Source organism: Tateyamaria omphalii (assembly GCF_019802125.1).
Classification (GTDB): domain Bacteria; phylum Pseudomonadota; class Alphaproteobacteria; order Rhodobacterales; family Rhodobacteraceae; genus Tateyamaria; species Tateyamaria omphalii_B.
Genome location: NZ_JAHVHT010000002.1, coordinates 403,231 through 422,140 on the forward strand (window position 1 = coordinate 403,231; position 18,910 = coordinate 422,140).

Below are 18,910 nucleotides of genomic sequence, written 5' to 3' on the forward strand. Positions count from 1 at the left end.
AGTCTAGACAGATGGTCTTTGGGCCCCCGCCTCTCCCGCCACTGCTTCACTTAACCGCTGCAGTTCCGAGCGATGAAACTCTACTTCGCTCTCATTGTCTGAAGGTCTGTGAGAAAGGATTTGGGCGAGTTCAAAAAAGCCTTTTCCGGGTAGATTTTCGCGTCCACGGCTCACCGCGCGGGCCGCGATGAAGGGGCGCTTTGCGGCGGCGTCTTCTCGCATCGTTTTTTCAAGTGCGCGGGTGACCTTGGAAATTGATCCGGGCATCCAGAGACCAAGTGCCCGCGCCAGTGCGCCATAGGTGATCACTGCATCATCGGCTTCCAGGGTCTCAAGGTGGGTCCGAACGCGACTTGAAAGATCCTGCTCCTTGTTGGCGGCAGCCTCAACCACCCGTGGTGGGGGGATTTCGCGCGCGACCCCGTTGGCATTGACTTCTGCAGCCCATGCCCGGTGCACGCTGCGCAGGACAATACGGGTCTTGCCCGCATCTGGTCCCTCACCGGTTTCCGTCACGCCGACAACGTCACCGCTGCGCAACCCGTCGCGAAGCGTCTCGGCTGTCAGACCGAGGCGAGGTGCCAGATACTCGGGGTCAACTGTTACCTGGCCGTCATCGAGGCGGATAACACCGTCCGGAACGATGCGATTAAGAAGTGGCGAGGCGCCTTTATCGCGTTCATAGAACGGCTTTTCTCCGGCCGCGTGATCGGTGACGTCAACGATCTCTTCGATCTGCGGCAGCGCGGCGCGCAGCATCCGTTCCACCCCCTGTTGCAGTGTCGCAGCGGATGCCGCGCAGCCCTGACAGCCACCTGACATGCGCAAGTAAACCGTGCCTCCCTCGACACGATCGGCCGCGATATGACCGCCATGTGCAGCGACCGACGGGTTAACCTGCCGATCCAGAATGTCCTCGACCTTTTTGAGCAAGCGCGCATCGGGATCGGTGCTTTCGTCCGTTACCGCTTTTCCAAGCGGTGCATCGGTTTCATCCAGCACTTTTCTGATGGCCGCGGCGATAGCAGGCTTCAGGGCCGCCCAGTCGGCGCTTGCATCCTTCTTTACCCAGATCGTGGTATCGACGACTTCGACCGTTTGTATGCCAGGTACTGCGAAGAGCGCGTGCGCCAGAGGGGCATCGCTTTGCGGGTCAAAGAGAACAGAGCGACCAGGCTGGATCGGTGTATCAAGGACAAAGCCCATGACAGTGTCATCCCGGGCCGAAGATCGCGCCCTGATGCGTCGGCGGACAACTGTGTCAGACATCTTCGAACTCCACCTCGGCCATCCCACGCAGCGCCTTGAACGTGTATATGCCGGTGTCGTGACCATCGCTGAAGGCCATACCAAGAGCGTAGTTCCCGACGCTCCAGATACGTGTGATCTTCATGTCCATTGCCACGCTATCGGGCGCGAGAAGACGCGCACCAGTTATTTCGTCCCGGCATTGCGCGCACTGGCAGGCGAGGCGGAGGTCACGATCGCTCTGCCTTTGTTGGCTGCCATCGGCCCATGTGAGGATCAGCAAACCGTCATCATGATCAAGCGCGACAAGCTTGTCTGCTGCGCCATTCGCCACGTCCTTTGCCGCAGCCGGTTTGCCGGACCCGTTTGCCAGTGACCAGGCAAAGGGCGTCGCAATGCCAGCGGCATCTTCGCCCTTCTGGGTCAACGACATCGCAATGGCTCGATATGCTGATGCTGCCTCGCTTTCAGGCGCGGCGCTGACCAACGGACGCCCGTCATCCGCGCAATCAACCACATGGGGATCGAGGGGCACTTTGCCCAGAAACTCCACTTCCAGTTCCTGTGCGATGGCTTCTCCTCCGCCCTGGTGGAAGATATGGGTGACTGTTCCACAGGAGGGGCAGGTGAACCCGCTCATGTTCTCGATCACGCCAAGGATCGGCACGTTGACTTGCTCCATCATCCTTATGCCGCGCCTCGCGATCTTGAGGCTCACGTCTTGCGGGGTGCTGACCACGACAGCGCCAGACAGCGGGAAGGCTTGCGCCAGCGTCAATTGAATGTCCCCGGTCCCCGGCGGCAGATCGAGAAGCAGCACATCCAGTTCGCCCCAATCGACCTGCCGTACAAACATTTGCAGATATTTCGTGACCATCGGTCCCCGAAGGATCGCGGGGGCGTCATCGTCGGTCAGCATACCCATCGAGATCACTTTCACGCCATGTGCTTCGGCGGGAATGACCCTCTGGTCGGGCGTCATGGCGGGTTTCGTGGCCGGGATACCAAGCATCCCCGGAATGGATGGGCCATAAATGTCGGCATCGACCACTCCCACTGAAAGCCCCGCTTCGGCCATCGCCACAGCAACATTTGCCGTGACCGTGGACTTGCCCACGCCCCCCTTACCGCTGCTGATGGCGATCATTCGTGTGTCCGTGAGTGGGTCAACTTGCGCCATTGGGCTCTCCTTACTTTTTCACAGCAGCGGACGGCACGTAGCTTGCGCACAGTTTTGCGATGTCATCGGCCGCGAGTTCCGCCGACATGCAGGCGCAGTAGGCTGCATCGCCAGATGTGCCGAAATGGGTGCAACCACGGCAGGTTCCGAAAGACGGGACATCGCGCTGCAATGCCAGCGCCGAAGCAATCTCTGAAAGTGTCGCGAGGAAGCGGTCACGTTTTGACGCGCCAAGACCATCAATCACCTTGATCAGATCACGCAGCGGATCCTGCGCCAGCATCGCGCGGCCTTCATCCGTCAGATCAAAGCAAAAGCTGCGCCGATCGTGTTCGGAGCGTGTGCCGACAATGAGCCCGCGGCGTTCGACCGATTTGATGATCTGCGATGCCGTGCCTCGGGTTGTCGCCTGAAAGCTGGCAAATGCCGAAGGAGTCCGCGTTGTTCCATTGGCACGCGCAAAGAAACGCAGGCAGGTCCATTGCGCTGCCGTCAATTCGGTGTTCGCGTCCTCGCTGCGCGCCGCACGGCCAATGTGGACGAGAAGCTCGGCGATCCGATCCGGTGTCTGACTTTGATTTGCCATGTTGAATATGGTAGCGAAGCGAAATTACATTGGCAACCAGATTGATGTCGGATCGATACAAGTTGGCCGCTCCCTTTCCCTACCGCAGAGCAATTGGCAAACGCTCGTAAGCAACGTGGTGAAGGGCATTGAAGGCCCGGACAGACGACATCTCTTCTGCACGTAAACCGACGACCTAAATCGGAAAAACCGCGGATATCCGCACATTCATCCGCCATTCACCTGATCGTCATGACGTGCCCACTGGCACCCGTTATGCCTTGAAGTCCGGCAGCGGGATTCCCGATGCCTTAGATGTGTCCAAGTGCTCGCTTCAAAAGCCGAAAAAGTCAGGAGGCCGTCATGTCCAGGAAAACCTTCGAAATGCGATCCCCACGTACAACAGGGGGCAGCATTGTCATGTTCAAACCGGACGTCGATCTTGCCACACAGCAAAGCATCTTGGGCGACGTGTCCGGGTCGACTGTGCAGTCATTTGTTCCGCGCGCCGGACATTTGCCGCCGGAAGCCGATGATCTGGGCGGCATTGTCCTGGAACATATGAACATCGGTTTCCTGTCCTCACGGATCGGCATCACGGACGCGCAAAGCATGCGGGCCAGTTTGATGGGTGACGATCGCATTCGTTCGGTGCGGCCCGAATTGTACCTCTTTGCGCTGAAGACGCTGCAAGATGACGATGAAAAAACGTGGGGTGTTGATGCTGTGGGGGCCTGGGTCAGCGAGTATACCGGCGCCGGGATCAAGGTCGCGGTTCTAGATACCGGCATCGACTTGCGGCACCCCGATTTTGCCAACCGCACAATCGTGTCAGAGAGCTTTGTTCCCGGCGAGGACGTGCAGGATGGTCAGGGGCACGGCACGCACTGTGCCGGAACCGCGGTTGGTGGGGTCATGTCGGACCGAAATTTCCGATACGGCGTTGCCCCGGATGCCGATCTGTATGTGGGCAAGGTGCTGGGTAACAATGGTAGCGGCCGGGAACGTGACGTGCTGACCGGCATGGCCTGGGCCATCGAACAGGGGTGCGAAGTCATCTCCATGTCGCTGGGCAGCGACGTGGGCGAAGGCGAAAGCTACTCCCCAGAATATGAGGAATTGGGCCGCATCGCGCTTGAGAACGGATCACTGATCGTCGCGGCCGCCGGCAACAGCAGCACGCGGCGCACCGGGTTCATTGCCCCCGTGGGCAGCCCGGCCAACGCCCCGTCCATCATGGCCGTCGCCGCGATCGATGAAACACTTGCGGTGGCGGACTTTTCCAGCGGCGGCATCAACCCCGATGGTGGTGAGGTGAACGTGGCTGCACCGGGCGTAGATGTGTTCTCTTCCGTACCTCAACCGCAGCTCTATGCAAGTCTCTCGGGCACCAGCATGGCCTGTCCCCATGTTGCTGGTATCGCCGCGCATTGGGCGCAGTCGGACCCGAACCTGCGGGGTCAGGCCCTTTGGGACAAGATCGTTGAAACGGTAAACCCATTGTCGGACGAGGCGCGGGATGTCGGCGCTGGACTGGTCCAATCCCCACCGCCTGTAGCTGGAACGGTCTAGGAACCACGCCTATATCCGATGTATCGCAGTAAGATGTCACGCAGGCCAAGAGGCAGAGGCACCATATGACAACGATCGCGGTCAAGGTCATCTACGACGACGCATGTGGCACCGATGTGGAGGTCATTTGCGAACGTGCAGCGGAACAGGGGCTGAAGGTGGAACAGGTCATGCCCATGCTCTGTGCCATTTTCGGGTCGTGTGATGACAGTGTGCTAGGCGACCTCGCGAAGCTGGAGGGTGTTTTGCGCGTGTCGCCCGAAGGCACTGTTCAGCTTCCACCGCTTTCGCCAGACATTCCGCAGTAGTCAAAGACGATGAGGGGTACGCGATTGCGGTGCCGCCCATGGTAGGGCGACCTCATGCATTCGGTGCGAATGCTGATCCTGAAAGGGTGCGCAATGCCGAAAGAGACGCCATATGTCATCACCAATTGCCACACCCACACCTTCCTGCTGGATCATGTGCCCCGCGGCTTTCTGCCCTTTGGTTTGACCACAGCCCTGGCTGCTCTGCCGTTTCAACGGCTGGTGGTCTGGCTGTTGCGTGGGCTGAATCCATTCAGTGACCGTGACAGGCTCAGCCGATATGCGAACTTCCTTGAGGTGGGCGGCAAGGGTGCGCAATCTGACGTTCTGCACATCATCAAAAGCTACTACCCAGAAAACACCCGCTTTGTTGTCCTGCCCATGGACATGGCGTTCATGGGTGCAGGGCAACCATCGGTCGACATCGACGCGCAGCACGATGAACTCGAAGAGCTGGCGCAGCAATCCAATGGACGTGTCCTGCCGTTCCTTGCCATCGATCCAAGGCGCTACGGTGGCCCAGATGGAGAAAGCGAACTCATCAAGGAACTTGAACGCCGCATTCCCCCGGACGTCGCGCGGGATGCTCGCGGTTTCCGCGGTATCAAACTGTATCCCCCGCTGGGATACTGGCCGCAGGACCCTCGATTGACACCAATGTGGGCATATTGTGCCGCCAACGATGTGCCCGTTATGACGCATTGTTCCAGAGGCGGCGTTTACTCGAGGCGCGAACGACGTGCTGCCACCGCACGCTATAGCGATCCTGACAATTACCGGGAAATTCTCACTGCTCATCCCGGCCTGCGTATCTGCCTTGCCCATTTCGGAGGCGAGGATGACTGGACCGACTATTTCGAAAGGCCCGAAGGTCGGAGACTGACGGCGCACGACGCACCGATCGAGGACCGCCGACACATCAACTGGTTCTCCAAAATCATGCAACTGATCGAAAGTGGCGCCTATCCGGGCCTCTACACCGACATCTCCTACACGATTTTCGCCACCCAGCGGTTCTTGCCAACGCTTGCGGTGATCCTGCGCGCAAAACCCACGCTCCGGTCCAGAACGCTCTTTGGATCGGACTATTACATGACCGAAACGGAGGAATTCGACGAAAGATATCTGTCCATGCAACTGAGATACACTCTGGGAGAAGATATTTTTCGAGAGATCGCCAACGTGAACCCGGGGCACTTTCTGTAGCTTCCTACGTACGTCCGCTGGGCATTTGATGATCATCCGGTGCAGCGGCTTTGGCGTTGTTCCACGCCAAAAGCACATCTACGGGGTGCAACGCCAAGGGTGGCGATCACGTTGCCGTCCGGAGCGTGCTTTGTGAAGCTTCAACCTCGCTTCACCTTGTTGCGCATATTGGTTTTTGAACGCCGACTTGTGTGCCCCAGCAAACGGTGCTCGGCCCATAGCGGCTCTTGCACCAACGGCGGTGCTGCTCCCTCCGCCATGGCGTTGACGCCGTCACCGATGGCCTCGGCGATGCGATCCAGATAGATTGGATCCTGCAACCGCTGTTCTTCATCGGCCCGATCCAGAAAACTGACTTCGACCAAACACGCTGCGGTGTCGGGATCATGGTATTGCGGGTTCAACACACCCAGCGGCATGGGTTTGATGCCGGAGGGATCAAAGGCGCGATTGCGATCGCGCAACTGTGTCACTTTTAAAAGACTGTCCTGCACCAGCAGGCTGAGTTGTGCCGACGCGGTCGAGTAGTTGGTATGGACCAGAGTTTCCGTCCCCTGCGCCTGACCATCAAGCGATGCGTTGAAATGAATGGAGACGAAAAAGCGTGCCCTTGCAGCCCGCGCAACATCGGCCCGCGCTGCCAGCCCCAGGTTGACGTCTTCCGACCTTGTGAGCGTCACGTTGGCCAACTGCTGCGCCATCCGCGTTGCGACTTCCAGTGTAAGGGTCTTTTCCAAGGTGCCGCGCGGTCCCACGGCGTTGTTCCAGCTGGATCCGCCAACATTCTCGGTTCCGCCATGTCCTGCATCTATGACAATGTCCGTCATGGTCCTGCCTTTCGTTTGCGCAACGATCAAAACCTAGAATGCGATCTCCCGTTCGTGTCGGATCTCCCGGACTGCTGAGGAGATATCGACATCTGCCAGCACTTCGGCACGTGTCTTGCTCAGGTGCTCCGGATGGCTGGTTATGTCCGCATCGCGGTAAGCGTCAAACCCCAGGCCGGTCTTGTCGGCGAGCTCGGCGACAGAGACCTGGAACAGTTGGAACGGATCGAAATCAATGCTTTCGATGTCGGTCAGAAGATCACTTTGGGACAAGACGAAACACGCAGCGTGCAGTGCGTCGTCCGAACCGCGATACGCGACCAATTTCCAGAAACTGCGTGGGATAAGGGCGTCGCGGTAACTGGGATCGTCGTCCGCGAACACAGGCCCGCCCAGCACCGAAATGCGGATGCCCTGCATGTCAGCTTCCTCCAGGATCAGATCCTCGAGCCGACCCCAGATCCCACCTCTGCCGGACTGGTTATAGCGCTCATGCTGTGGCGCGATGTTGGTGAAGAAAAATGAGTCCTCATTGGCCTGTTTCGCTTCTTCGACGGTGCCCCAAGCGAGGTCCGCCCGGCGCGCGATGTGGCCGCGGTCCAGCCTGTTGTTGGCGTAAAGCGCATCGTCCAGCTGGAATTCTGTGCCTATGCGCTCGTCCAGTTTGAAGTCGTGACGCCCGAGCTGGACCTTGTTCGAGCCGTCGGTATTCCATGCGACGAACCGTGCAAGCCGCCGCTTGGCGCTCTGGCAGACGGAAAAGTGGGTGTATGGGATGGTCTGGGCCTTGCCGAAATTGACGGCGTCGCGTTTGAAGGCGAGTGACAGCTCGGGCATGGGTGCTGGCACGCCCAGAAAGTCGGGGTCATACCCTGCCGGGCCATCCGTCTCCTGCGACACGTCCTCCTCCGGGGTCTTGTTTGGTGGCGTCAGCGTGAAGCCAAGTTTGCTTTGGATCGAGCGGGGATAGCAGGCCAGCGCGTGTTCGTCCGGGCTGTTGTCGCCTTCGCCAGCAAAGTGCAAGCCAGCGAAGATGTCAGTCGCCTTATCCTTTTTGGCGATGATCCAGATCGAACCTGAGTCGCCTGCCATGCTGATCTCACCGTTTTCGGCGGGAAAATCTTGATCCGGGCCAATTTCAAAGCAACCGATGTTCTGCGGCCCGATCTGGTCACCGAAATCTATCTGCACGATCACGTCGGTTCGACGCACCTTGCCATAGGTGGTCCCGGTGGTCCGCCCGGTTTTGACCAGTGTGTCATCCAGGTCCACGTCTGCCATTTGCGACAGCACTGCACCAAGCCCGTGCACCGCCCGATCAAACCCCCGATCCGTGATCCGGGCCAGCGCACAATCACCCGCAACACCCAGGTGGCTGCGCAGAAGTTCCCCACAGGCGTTTCCCGCGACGTTGTTGTCGTCGTGCGGACCCGGTTGGACGATGACATCCCCGATCTGGCCTGAGGCACCGTGTAGTACGTGCCAATTGGACAGGATACAGGGCGCGCCGGTCCCCTGATCGAAGACGATGGCACCCAACGTCCCCGCCGTGCCATTTGCGTGGCTTACACTGGCACCCGGCACTAGCGGATCCATCCGCGATTTGAGAACGGATTCAGGACCTTGTTCGACAATTGTATAGGCTGGTCTGTAATCCCGCTGGACCACATCCGTCGGTACAGAAACACCATCCGCCTCGATGCTTTCCGGCAAGGCTGTGGATCCAAGTCCCTCGAGCGCCGAAGGCTCCACCTTTTCCCGCACTGTGAAAATGACGCTGATATCGCCATCGCCATTCTTCCGCCCAATGCCGATCGACGTAACATTCGGATCATTCAGATAGGCCGCCCCGCGCGATCGCACGAAGTGGCGCAGCGCCTGCATCATGTCTGTCTTTTTCTTGGAAGTCGGTGACTTGGCCATGTCAAATCCTCCGGTGCTATGGAACGTGATCAGAGCTCATGGTCTTTCGGCGTCTGCGCGGGTCATCAGCGACTTGGCGATCTGGCCCAGCTCGCGACTTGGAACAGTTCCGGATCTTTGTGCCGCATGCATCACCTGCTGATAAAGCAGCCGCTGATCCACGTTTTTGGGGCGCATATTCATCTTTTCCAGTTGTTCGAGGATACCAGCGATACCGCTGTGGCGACCTATGGTGATCTCGGCACGGCGGCCAACCGTTTCCGGGTGGAAGGTATGGCGCATGATGTCCGATGGAATGGCTTGGTGAATACCGGTCTCAACAAGGAAGCTGATGTCTCCGATCAGTGGCTTGTTGGGTGAAAACTTCATTCCGGTGCGGTCGATGAATGCATTGACGACCTCCGCCACCATCTCGGTCTTGCAGCGGTTGGCAAAGCGCGGGTCGTCTGCACCGAAGTAGCTCGCATAAGCCAACACTTGCTCCAATGCTGCGTTCCCGCCGCCGTCGCCGGTGTTGCCGATTGTGACCTCGACTTGGGTCGCACCGGCCACAACGCCGGAAATCGTGTTGGCAAGGCTGAGACCAAGCTGGTTGTGGCAATGCACACCCAAGGTGGTGTCGGCAGGTAGCGCAGCCTTCATACGACTGACCAAAGCCCCGAAGCTGTTGGGTTCCAGTGTACTGAGTGTGTCGGCGACAACGATGTGCGTCGCCCCGGCGTCGGCGACCGATGCGCATAGATCAGTCAGAAACCCAATGTCCCGATTGCCCGCGCAGATGGCATAGTATTGCACTTCGGGGAAATGGACGCGCGCCTCCTGCATCAGTTGCGTCGACCATTCAATTGTCTTCTTGCGGGCATGATGGGCCCGCAGTCCACTGGTCGACTTCATGTCGAAAGGGCGTGCGGAGGTTGCAATCCGCGACCGGTGCATCGCGCCCTTCAGGGCGGCGGCAGCGCGTATGATATCCTTCTTGATCGGTCGGGTCAGGACACTCAGCCTGACCGTGTCCGTTTGATCGACGATGTGTCGGACGCCTTCCAAATCCACGGTTGATGCGGCGGGAAACCCTGCATCAATGACATCCACACCCAAATGCTCAAGCAGGGTCGCCATTTCTCCCTTCTGCTTCGCAGTAAAGTGTAGATGGGCCTGCTGTTCGCCATCGCGCAGGGTCGTCTCGAAGATCTCCATGTTCTCACCTTCCTTCATTCCCATTGGGCCAGGGCAATTCGAAAGTCGACGGACCATCTCGGGAGCAAGAACTCGCCTCCCGGAGCGACGCCCGATCCGTCGGTAATGGCGGCGTGATCATGTGAACAATCGTGGCCGAACAAGGTCGTCACGTGCCGGGCGTAATCGTCATATAGGCAAGTGAGGGAGCTGGAGCAGAGGCAAAATTTTCCCTTAATGCGGGATTTAGTTTGCGTTCAGCGGTAGTTCATCTGACTGTCATGCAGGCGGGATGCGGCGTCCCAACCAAGCAGGAGGCAGCGCAGCCATCAGGCTGAAAAAAGCGCCGTGTCATTTGCCAAAACGCGTACGACAACCTGAGTTCGTCTGGTCGACCCGCCTGGACAAAGCTAGCCAAGAACCATGGCGGTTTGGTTTCCTTCAACCCAACCACTGACGGCAAATGTCGCGATTGCGATCTGGTTAAGGTCAAGGCGGTTGATGTCGTCAGATGAGATCAGGACATGCGCATCGATACTGCCATGCAACACGTGACATCTGACCCTGTTCGAAAGGTTTGCAAGCGCCCGTTACTCGATTGAGAAATGGCGGGAGGGCAAACTTGTGGCCGCTTCAAAAAGCCTTTGGCCAGGTCGCTCCCATGAGCGCTTGCGTATCTCGGCGCCGGAGTACTGTGATGTGCGCCATTTTTGAACATGTAAGGTGTTCTGGTCACGAACCCCGGCCATCCGCAAAGCTCCTGCAGACAATGTCCGGCTGCATCTCCCAATCAAAGTGATCGGACATTGCATCCCGCGAAAACCAGATCCCTTCGGCTGATCAGGTGGCGGACCCTGTTTGGCCCAATAAAAAGGCGACACTCTCCGCGGAAATGTCCGTTGCCAAGCCAACTTTCGCCGATGGCGCCGTGATCAAGATTTCCAGTTGAATTGAACGACCAAATATCGACAGTTCAAGCATAGGTGGAATTTTCCCAGCATAAGAAACGCCACATCGTCCAGTGATGAAGGTGTCACTTTTTAGACAGTCTTTTGTCCCCGAAATCCGTCACAGCGACGTTGGTTGATCACCGGCGCCGGTAATCCCGAACGACCGTAGCGGCCTGCGGTTGCCGGTAGAGGAGTCCCAAACGATGGCCGCGCGCGGCTTCAATTGACCGCCTCAAATAGAAGGAAACCAATCATTTTTCGACGTGACCAGCACAGCCACTGATCGTCATCTGTTTTTCCGGCGCGCTGAATCACGACACCCAAGTCTCCAAGAAAAAGGATAGTCCGAAGATGTGCATGATGTGCCAACTGGGGTACGGACCCCAACAAGAAACTTCATTTGGAAAGATCGGTTTGCCAGAGACTGGTCTGCAAGTGGTCTTGGGCGAGGTGATGACCGATCAGGAGGCTCTGAGTGGCACAGACCCAAGCCCTGTCGAGGCAGATGACACCACCGAAACCACAGAAACCGCCAATACGGCCGAGGCACCGGATACACCCACAGGTGACGGATCGGAACAAGTGGCGACCAACCTGCAGATCAACTCAGACAGCGCCGATGAGGCGTGGTGGATCAATGATCAGACGCCGGACAACCCTTTTGGAAAAAGTGACGACTATGAGGCTTATCTCGACTATCTCGGTGCACTGCCGCGCAGCCTGACGCCGGATATTGCCGCAGAACCACTTCGGATCAACGTATCCGAACTTAGCAACCATCCCGACTACCAGGAAGCCGCCGTTGGCGCGCTCGAGATGTGGGCGGCGGTCACACCATTCGAGTTCGAAATCGTATATGACACGCCGTACGATCCGGATACGGACTGGATGGAGGTTGTCAGCCCGGAGATCGGCGAGCAATCCGACGGCAGCGCCTTTTCCTCTGACCGCTACATCAGCGTCGGGCAGCGGTTTCACGACACAGAGCCCAACCTGACTGACATCGGGGGCTATGTCTTTGACACGTTCATTCACGAATTTGGCCATGAATTTGGTCTGAACCACCCCGGGCTCTATAACTACAGCGGCCCCGGCGGTGTGCAGATCAACTATCTGAACAACGCCACCTGGATCTATGATCGCCAGCAATACAGCGTCATGTCCTATTTCGACGGGATCGACGTGGGTGAGGACACGCGGTGGTCAGCGGCGACCCCCCTGATGGGCGATATCGAGGCCGTCATCCGCACCTATTTCTCTACCGTCGACGAAGACGGTGAGCGGACCTATCAGACAATCAATCTGAACACCGGCGATGATGTCTATGGGTTCAACAGCGACAAATATGGCTACGAGCTCACTTCCTCGGGGATGCAGCGCGATATCGGCTTTGTCATCCACGACACCGGCGGCAACGATACGATGGATTTTTCCGGTTCGATCGCTGGCACGATCCTGGACATGCGCGCCGGGCAGTTTTCCAGCGTGAACGGGCACAACAACAATGTATCCATCTTTGCGGGCCACAACGAGGACGAGACGGAATACTACATCGAGAACGGGATCGGCAGCCAATATGACGATGTCATTATCGGCAATGACGGTGACAACGTGCTCGATGGTCGCGGCGGCGGCGACCGCATGGCCGGTGGTGACGGTAACGACACCTATTTCGTGGATTCGCTCGACGATATCGTGCGCGAGGAAGCGGATGGCGGCAACGACACGGTCATCGTGATGTCTCGGGATCTGGACATTGGAGACATCGAAAACGTCGAAAACATCATCTACGTCGACAGCACAATCGCCGAACTGGAAGAGGATGATGACGACACAGCTCCCGCATCTGGCGACAACACCCGGAGCAATATCATATTCGGTGACGACACAGACGAAACGATTGATGGCGGGGCTGGCAACAACACGATCTTCGGACTTGGCGGCGATGACATCATCATCGGTGGCACGGATTCCCTTGAGAGCCGTGACATCAACAACACCATCGACATCGAGGATCTCGAGGATCAGACCGAAAGCGACGACGGCGACGACGCGCTCTATGGTGGCGATGGCAACGACACCATTCTGGGCGGTCAGGGCGACGACCTGCTGGACGGCGGCGATGGTGACGACGTACTGAGCGGCCAGGCGGGTGTCGATGTCTTCAGGGGGGGCGCGGGCAGCGATACGGTTGACTACAGCCGTGAAAGCCCGTTCCAGCTCATCGTGAATCTTGAAACCAACTTTGCCAATGGTGGCACGGCATCGGGCGACACGTTCTATGATATCGAGGGCCTGATCGGATCCGATGACAGGATCGACCGTTTCATCGGAACGTCCGCGGCAAACCACTTCATCGGCCAGGGTGGCGGTGATGTCTTTAACGGTCGGGACGGCGATGACACGCTGGACGGCGGAAATGATGGCGACATTTTGTACGGTGAAGGCGGCGATGACGTCATCATCGGCGGGTCAGGTCAGGACTACCTCGACGGCGGTGAGGGCATCGATACGGTTGTTTACAGAAACAGTTCAAGCGGCGTTACGGTCGATCTTGCCAACGGCATGGCCACGGGCGGCGACGCCACGGGACCTGTTCAGATCGTGGGTCGCGGCACTGCAATTGAAAATGACATCCTCGTCGGCTTCGAAAATGTCGAGGGTTCGTTCCACGATGACTGGCTGATCGGTGATGACCAGGCGAATGAGCTCTCTGCCGGTGCGGGCGACGATACGCTCACGGGTGGTGACGGCAGTGATTTGCTGGATGGCGGGGCCGGCAGCGATACGGCAGACTACTTCAATGCGACCAGTGGGGTTCTACTGAATCTGGGCCACGAGGCACCCGAAGGTGACACTTTTGTCTCCATCGAAAACCTCTCCGGTTCCGGCTTTGACGATGCAATCCACGGAGACCAGGCCAGCAATGTTCTGACTGGGCAGGGCGGCGATGACACTCTGCGTGGCGGGGCCGGAGATGACACCATACTCGGGGATTTCGCCTACGAGGACGACTCGCTGCCAACACCGGGCATGGGCACGGGCTACACCACGCTGGATGAGGATGCGACCAACAACTCGATTGCGACGGCGTTCGATATCTCGGACAACTTCTCGCTCGAGGAAGACGAGAACATCTTTGACTCGACAACTGTTCTCCACACCACGGTCAATGCGACTGGGAACGGCCAGGCGGGCTACTACAGCATCGACCTTGCTGCGGGCACCGTCATTTCCATCGACATCGATGGTATTGAAGACCCGAATGTCCATGACAGTTGGGTTCGGCTTCTGGATAGCAATGGCAATATCGTTGCTGAAAATGACGACGGGGGCGGTGACCCGGGGTCGACCTCCATACGCGACTCCAGTACCGTCTTTGTCGTCGAAGAAACCGGCACCTATTACATCGTAGAAGGGAGCTGGACGGCGGAGTCCGAAGAAGGCGGTTGGACGGAAGTCGTTCCCGAAGGGTCGACATACACGCTCAATGTCTCGGTTGAGTTCCCGCCCGCGCCTGCCGAACCAGGTGAGGCTGGTTCAGATGTTCTCGTAGGCGGACGCGGCAGCGACCTGCTTGATGGCGGGCTTGCGGCCGACACGCTCACGGGTGGACTGGGAGATGACTCATTCCGTTTCTCGACAGAGCTTGGGGATGGAAACATCGACCGGATCAGGGACTTCGAGACCGATGAGGATCTGATCCTTCTCGACAGTCGGATCTTCCTGGAGTTGGGCGGCGAAGGCGCGCTGTCATTCAGTTCATTCCACAGCAGCGCCGCAGGGCTTGCCCGCGACGGCGATGACCGCATCATCTACAACACGGACACAGGTGCGCTGTTCTATGATGCGGATGGTTCAGGTGACGGTGAAGCGATCCAGTTTGCACGGCTGGACAGCGACCTGGACTTGTCTGCGGACGACTTCGTCATCATCTGACGCAAAACGGAAGGGGTGCGTTCAGTGCACCCCTTCCGGTGCCCGCAGGCGCCTTGTCGCCAAGCCAGCAAGGATGACGACACTGACAAAGGAGATGCCGAAATGACGCTCTGTTTCAATCGTCGCACATTGTTTGTCGGGATGCTGATGCTGGGAGGAGCTATTTTGACAGGAACCGCAGATGCCCAATCGAAAGATTTCCGCGGTGGCCTGACATTTGCAGGGGGCGAAGTCATTCCGGCAGGCCGGATCAAGATCTTCGCTGAGGACACTGCCATTCAGACCGAAAGGCGGCTCGCCGACCACGAAGTGAGCATCGATAGTGATGGCAAGTCACGTCAGATCGAATTCCCGCTCGCATGGTCTGCAAGCTATTCCGCGTCGCCAACCCTTCGGATTGTCGCGCAATTGGAGCGTGAAGACGGCTGGCTGTTGGCCCGTGGCAGTGCAAAAGTCCGCGCCGGGCAACCCATTTCCATCACACTGAACAAGGTGATGTATTGAAGAGTTAAACTCGGGCAGCGCGGCTGAGCAAAAGTCATGCCATTGTCAAACATCCGATTTTTGTCCGTCGCTTGCGACGCTTGGCGGTTGCCAGTTGGGGTTACCAGTAAGATATCGGGCGATGGGCCGAACCGATTACATCATAAATTGATGGCTTGATTGCACTGAGCAGCGGCTACAGTTCGGAAAACCGTTTCCAACGAGTTTTGCTTGGGTTTTCAGGAAAGGGTCGGTCGCGCACTCGGTCAGGCTTCATTCTGCCCGGGCATACGGTGCGCGACCTAGCATCTGTTATGCGTCGTCTGTTCCCCCGGTCTTGGGATCGAGGATGGACACCGTCAGCATCATGCCGTTGTCCTCATGAAACAGATTGTGGCAGTGCAGGACGAATTCACCCGTAAAATCGACCTGCTTGCTGGCCATGGTGACCATCGTCCCGGGTGTATAGGTGTCGTATTTCTTCTCCGGCGATGTCCCCGGAATCTTGTTGCCACCAACGCTGTCCACATAGATCGTGTCCCGCCAGATCGGCATCTTGTAGGTCACCGGCGGAAGATAGACGCGACCTTCCACATCATAGACTGACCGACCAAGCGCTTGGAACGAGTTGATGTGGATGTGGAAGATGTGAGCATCATTGGTGCTGTAGACGTTCCAGATATCCGTATCGCCCTTGAACAGTTGGATTTGAGCCGGATCGCCAACAGTCACATCAAAATACTGGTCGTTCACGACAAAGGCTGGCTTTGATGGGTAACTCCCCTTGAAGTTCTCTTCGATCGTCTTGAACTCGATCGACTGCGTGGCGGCAGGCCAGACACCGTCGATGTTCATCGCAGGCGGAACGGGGCGTTTGATGCTTTCCTTGCGGAACAGGTCGATGGTCGGAATACTCTGCTCTTTGGTGCTGGCGTCGGTCGTCACCGTTACGGTCAAGATATCAGCCGTGTTGGGGTCCTGGCCCTGCACGACCATCGGAACCGTGCCTTTCGCCGCGCCTTTCAACTGAAAGCTGCCTGCAGTGGTGCCTGCCTTGACGAGCAGGTCAAGACGTTGTCCCGGAGCCAGTGTAATCAGCTCTGCATTGGTCCAATAGGCTTCCGCGTCAGGGTTGTCGGCATTGTAGTCAATCTTGAAGTACTCGGCATCCGGGTCGGAGTCCAAGGTCGTTGGAGGCATCAATGCAATGCCATCGACTGCAATGGCGTAGACTTCTGGTGCACCTTCGCCAACGAATTGGGGCACAATGGTCTGGCCATTGGAGGCGTTCACAAAACGCAGACGTTTGATTTCGCCCTGATCCATGGTGATGACAGGGTTGACCTGCCCGTTGACGCTCATGGCCGGAACGCTTGCCGCTTTGGTCGGTGTCAGTCCATGGCAGGTGCTGGGGTCAAAGTTATGCTCGACCTCGCTAAGGTAGTATCCGTAGGGGTAAAATACCCCTTGCTCTGCATCACCGCCGGTCGTTTCGAAGTAGGTGATTGACTGCAGAACCACGACTTCCTCGTCGGCCTTTGTGATTTTGCAAGTGTCGGCCAGCAAGGTGTCGAAGTCGTTCTCGCTTTCGGGTGCCCTGACAATGAGGGCGCCCGCCATTCCGGGGCCAACCTGCGCGGCAACCGAACCATGTTTGTGGGGATGATACCAGAAGGTGCCGACCGGATGGTCGTCCGGCAGTTCATACCGATATGCATAGGAGGTCGCGTCCAACGCGCTTCGAATTGTATGGTGCGCGCCATGATTGCCGTGGTGCGCCGCGTGGTCCGAATGCGGTTTGTTCTTGGAATCGAGGATAATCAACACGTCATCTGACGGGGCCTGCGGCGACACATGCAAGCCATGGGTGTGCAGGTTGGTCGAGGTGAAGTCGTGAGGTTTCCATCCCGACATATTGTCTTTGACACCCGGGATCGCATCCGCCCCGCACCCTCGAATTGCATTGCTTAGCAAAACCCCGGTTGTTTGCCCGCGTTGCATGGTCAGGGTCGGACCAACAATAGGCTGCCCAATTTCTGCCTTTGTCATGTCGACATAAGCTGGAATACGCAGGCTTGCACCGTTGAACGGCGCATGTGGGCGCGTTTCGCATCCAAGTGCATAGAACACGTCCGGCACTTTGTCCCCGCCGGTAAAATTCGCGTCCATGTGTTGGCGCCAATGCTCGATCAAAAATTCAAGGTGCTCATCGTCCAGCGTTTCTTCGAATTTCTCAATGAATGCCATTCCGGTGCCGTTCGGGCGCGCATGGGCGAGATCGGCGGGGCTTGCAAAAGGCGTTGCAGCGGCAGTGTTTGCCGCGCGCAAAGGTGTGGCAAGGGCGAGTGCAAATGTAGTGCCTGCCGTGCTTTTCAAAAATGCGCGGCGTGATAGCGTGGTCGGTGTCAAATTCAGTCTTCCTTGGAGAGATATTACAGCTTTTGATGCAGGGAGAAGCTTAGCAAATGGACTCAGTCATTCAATCAAAACGTGTGCTTGTATTTGAAATTAAATCCAATACGGTGCGATTTAATTTGCATTGAAACGCGCTGTCCCCGAAACGGTCAGAGCGCCTTTAGATTTTGTGTAAGACGCGTCGTTGGCAAGCCATTTTCGCGATTGCGGCAGCTTATACAGAATTGGATTTGGGCCAGATATAGAAGACAGCGTAGTATCTGACGTAAGTTGAAGCGGCCTGGCATCCGCAGTGAACAAAGAAAAAGCGCGGACTGTGCCGCGCTTCAGATTGTCGATATCTGGATGAAGGGCGTCTGCACCTTGTGCCTGATGCGCTGACCTTTCCCTATCCTGTTTGGTCGATCTGGCGAGATGACCTTGATCCGGCGACGCGTGACCTTGCCGAACAAAGCCTTATGGCCATCAGGGATCAGATTGGTGGGGAGCAAAGCGAAGTGATGGCTGAGCTTGCTGGGATCAGCCAAGGTGAAACGCTTGAAATCCTCGGGAATATTGAGGAGGCGCAATGAATTTATAATACTTTTTTCATGCCTAATTATTCTGAATTCCTCCTATGCATAACTGATCTCTATCTACCGCTCAGCAGATGATATTCCCGCTCCGAAACGGACGGGTCACACTTTGTTGGGAAAAGATAGACCCGTGCAAGAAGGTAATGTTCTGGCCATGTCGGCCCTGGCATTGATGCTGGCTGCACCTGGCGTGTTCGCCCAAGGTGCGTTGCCCGGCGTTGATGATCTGGACGATTGTATTGACCACATCCAGGAGGATGTCAGCGACGTCGGGCGACACCGGCGACCTGGGCCATCGCTGTCAAAATCACCTACCAAGCAAGCCGTTAAGTAGCCTCATTTTGCTGGGGAGGTTTTGACTGTCCACTCATGTGCCTTGCAAGGCACATGAGTTGCGGAGCTGACTGACTTCGGAAATGTGTCATTGCAACCATTCCGATGTGTTGAACTGGCATGATGTTCAACGAAGACACAGGCCCCCAAACGGTTCATCCGGATGCTAGGCGAATAATCTGCAAGTATTTCTTGTGTTTTGGCTCCTTT

13 protein-coding genes are annotated in these 18,910 nt (G+C 57.4%); 6 read left to right on the plus strand and 7 right to left on the minus strand.

Going from position 1 to position 18,910, the window contains the following annotated elements:
* Positions 1-3: 3 nt before the first annotated feature.
* Genes KUV51_RS11005 through KUV51_RS11015 form a run of 3 tightly spaced genes read right to left on the minus strand, consistent with a single transcriptional unit; the run spans position 4 to position 3,014 of the window.
* On the minus strand, positions 4-1,269 hold the full coding sequence (locus tag KUV51_RS11005; RefSeq protein WP_222521672.1) for a DUF6522 family protein: 1,266 nt from the start codon (positions 1,267-1,269) through the stop codon (positions 4-6).
* The gene (locus KUV51_RS11010; RefSeq protein ID WP_222521673.1) at positions 1,262-2,428 is read right to left on the minus strand and encodes a P-loop NTPase; all 1,167 of its coding nucleotides are present in this window, start codon (positions 2,426-2,428) and stop codon (positions 1,262-1,264) included. Before KUV51_RS11010 ends, KUV51_RS11005 begins: the two co-directional genes overlap by 8 nt.
* A 10-nt stretch (positions 2,429-2,438) precedes the next feature.
* Positions 2,439-3,014, minus strand: a complete 576-nt coding sequence (locus KUV51_RS11015; RefSeq protein ID WP_222521674.1) for a MarR family winged helix-turn-helix transcriptional regulator — start codon at positions 3,012-3,014, stop codon at positions 2,439-2,441.
* A gap of 342 nt (positions 3,015-3,356) precedes the next feature.
* Between KUV51_RS11015 and KUV51_RS11020 the strand changes: the two genes are divergently transcribed.
* The 3 genes from KUV51_RS11020 to KUV51_RS11030 all read left to right on the plus strand — a co-directional run bounded on the left by KUV51_RS11020 (position 3,357) and on the right by KUV51_RS11030 (position 6,079).
* A complete protein-coding gene (locus tag KUV51_RS11020; protein ID WP_222521675.1) occupies positions 3,357-4,565 on the plus strand; it encodes a S8 family peptidase in 1,209 nt (402 codons plus the stop codon).
* A 65-nt stretch (positions 4,566-4,630) separates the two neighbouring features.
* Positions 4,631-4,873, plus strand: a complete 243-nt coding sequence (locus tag KUV51_RS11025; RefSeq protein ID WP_222521676.1) for a hypothetical protein — start codon at positions 4,631-4,633, stop codon at positions 4,871-4,873.
* A gap of 93 nt (positions 4,874-4,966) precedes the next feature.
* Entirely contained in the window at positions 4,967-6,079 is a 1,113-nt protein-coding gene (locus KUV51_RS11030) for an amidohydrolase family protein (RefSeq protein WP_222521677.1), read from the plus strand.
* Between the two features lie 140 nt (positions 6,080-6,219).
* Here the strand turns inward: KUV51_RS11030 and KUV51_RS11035 are convergent, their stop codons facing one another.
* Genes KUV51_RS11035 through KUV51_RS11045 form a run of 3 tightly spaced genes read right to left on the minus strand, consistent with a single transcriptional unit; the run spans position 6,220 to position 10,050 of the window.
* Positions 6,220-6,906, minus strand: a complete 687-nt coding sequence (locus KUV51_RS11035; RefSeq protein ID WP_222521678.1) for an N-acetylmuramoyl-L-alanine amidase — start codon at positions 6,904-6,906, stop codon at positions 6,220-6,222.
* Between the two features lie 33 nt (positions 6,907-6,939).
* Positions 6,940-8,829 carry a DNA/RNA non-specific endonuclease gene (locus tag KUV51_RS11040; protein WP_222521679.1) on the minus strand — a complete coding sequence of 630 codons (1,890 nt, stop codon included), beginning with the start codon at positions 8,827-8,829 and terminating at the stop codon, positions 6,940-6,942.
* Between the two features lie 36 nt (positions 8,830-8,865).
* On the minus strand, positions 8,866-10,050 hold the full coding sequence (locus KUV51_RS11045) for a LeuA family protein (protein WP_222521680.1): 1,185 nt from the start codon (positions 10,048-10,050) through the stop codon (positions 8,866-8,868).
* Positions 10,051-11,588: 1,538 nt separating this feature from the next.
* On the opposite strand from KUV51_RS11045, the gene KUV51_RS22275 reads away from it, so the two are divergent.
* Both KUV51_RS22275 and KUV51_RS11055 read left to right on the plus strand, forming a co-directional pair.
* Positions 11,589-14,894, plus strand: coding sequence for a M10 family metallopeptidase C-terminal domain-containing protein (locus tag KUV51_RS22275; RefSeq protein ID WP_410001075.1), 3,306 nt, complete (start codon positions 11,589-11,591; stop codon positions 14,892-14,894).
* Between the two features lie 141 nt (positions 14,895-15,035).
* Positions 15,036-15,398 (plus strand): hypothetical protein, encoded by a 363-nt coding sequence (locus KUV51_RS11055; RefSeq protein ID WP_222521681.1) that lies wholly within the window; start codon positions 15,036-15,038, stop codon positions 15,396-15,398.
* A 291-nt stretch (positions 15,399-15,689) separates the two neighbouring features.
* Here the strand turns inward: KUV51_RS11055 and KUV51_RS11060 are convergent, their stop codons facing one another.
* Positions 15,690-17,624, minus strand: coding sequence for a multicopper oxidase family protein (locus KUV51_RS11060; RefSeq protein WP_222521682.1), 1,935 nt, complete (start codon positions 17,622-17,624; stop codon positions 15,690-15,692).
* A 533-nt stretch (positions 17,625-18,157) separates the two neighbouring features.
* On the opposite strand from KUV51_RS11060, the gene KUV51_RS11065 reads away from it, so the two are divergent.
* Entirely contained in the window at positions 18,158-18,364 is a 207-nt protein-coding gene (locus tag KUV51_RS11065; RefSeq protein ID WP_222521683.1) for a hypothetical protein, read from the plus strand.
* Positions 18,365-18,910: the final 546 nt, after the last annotated feature.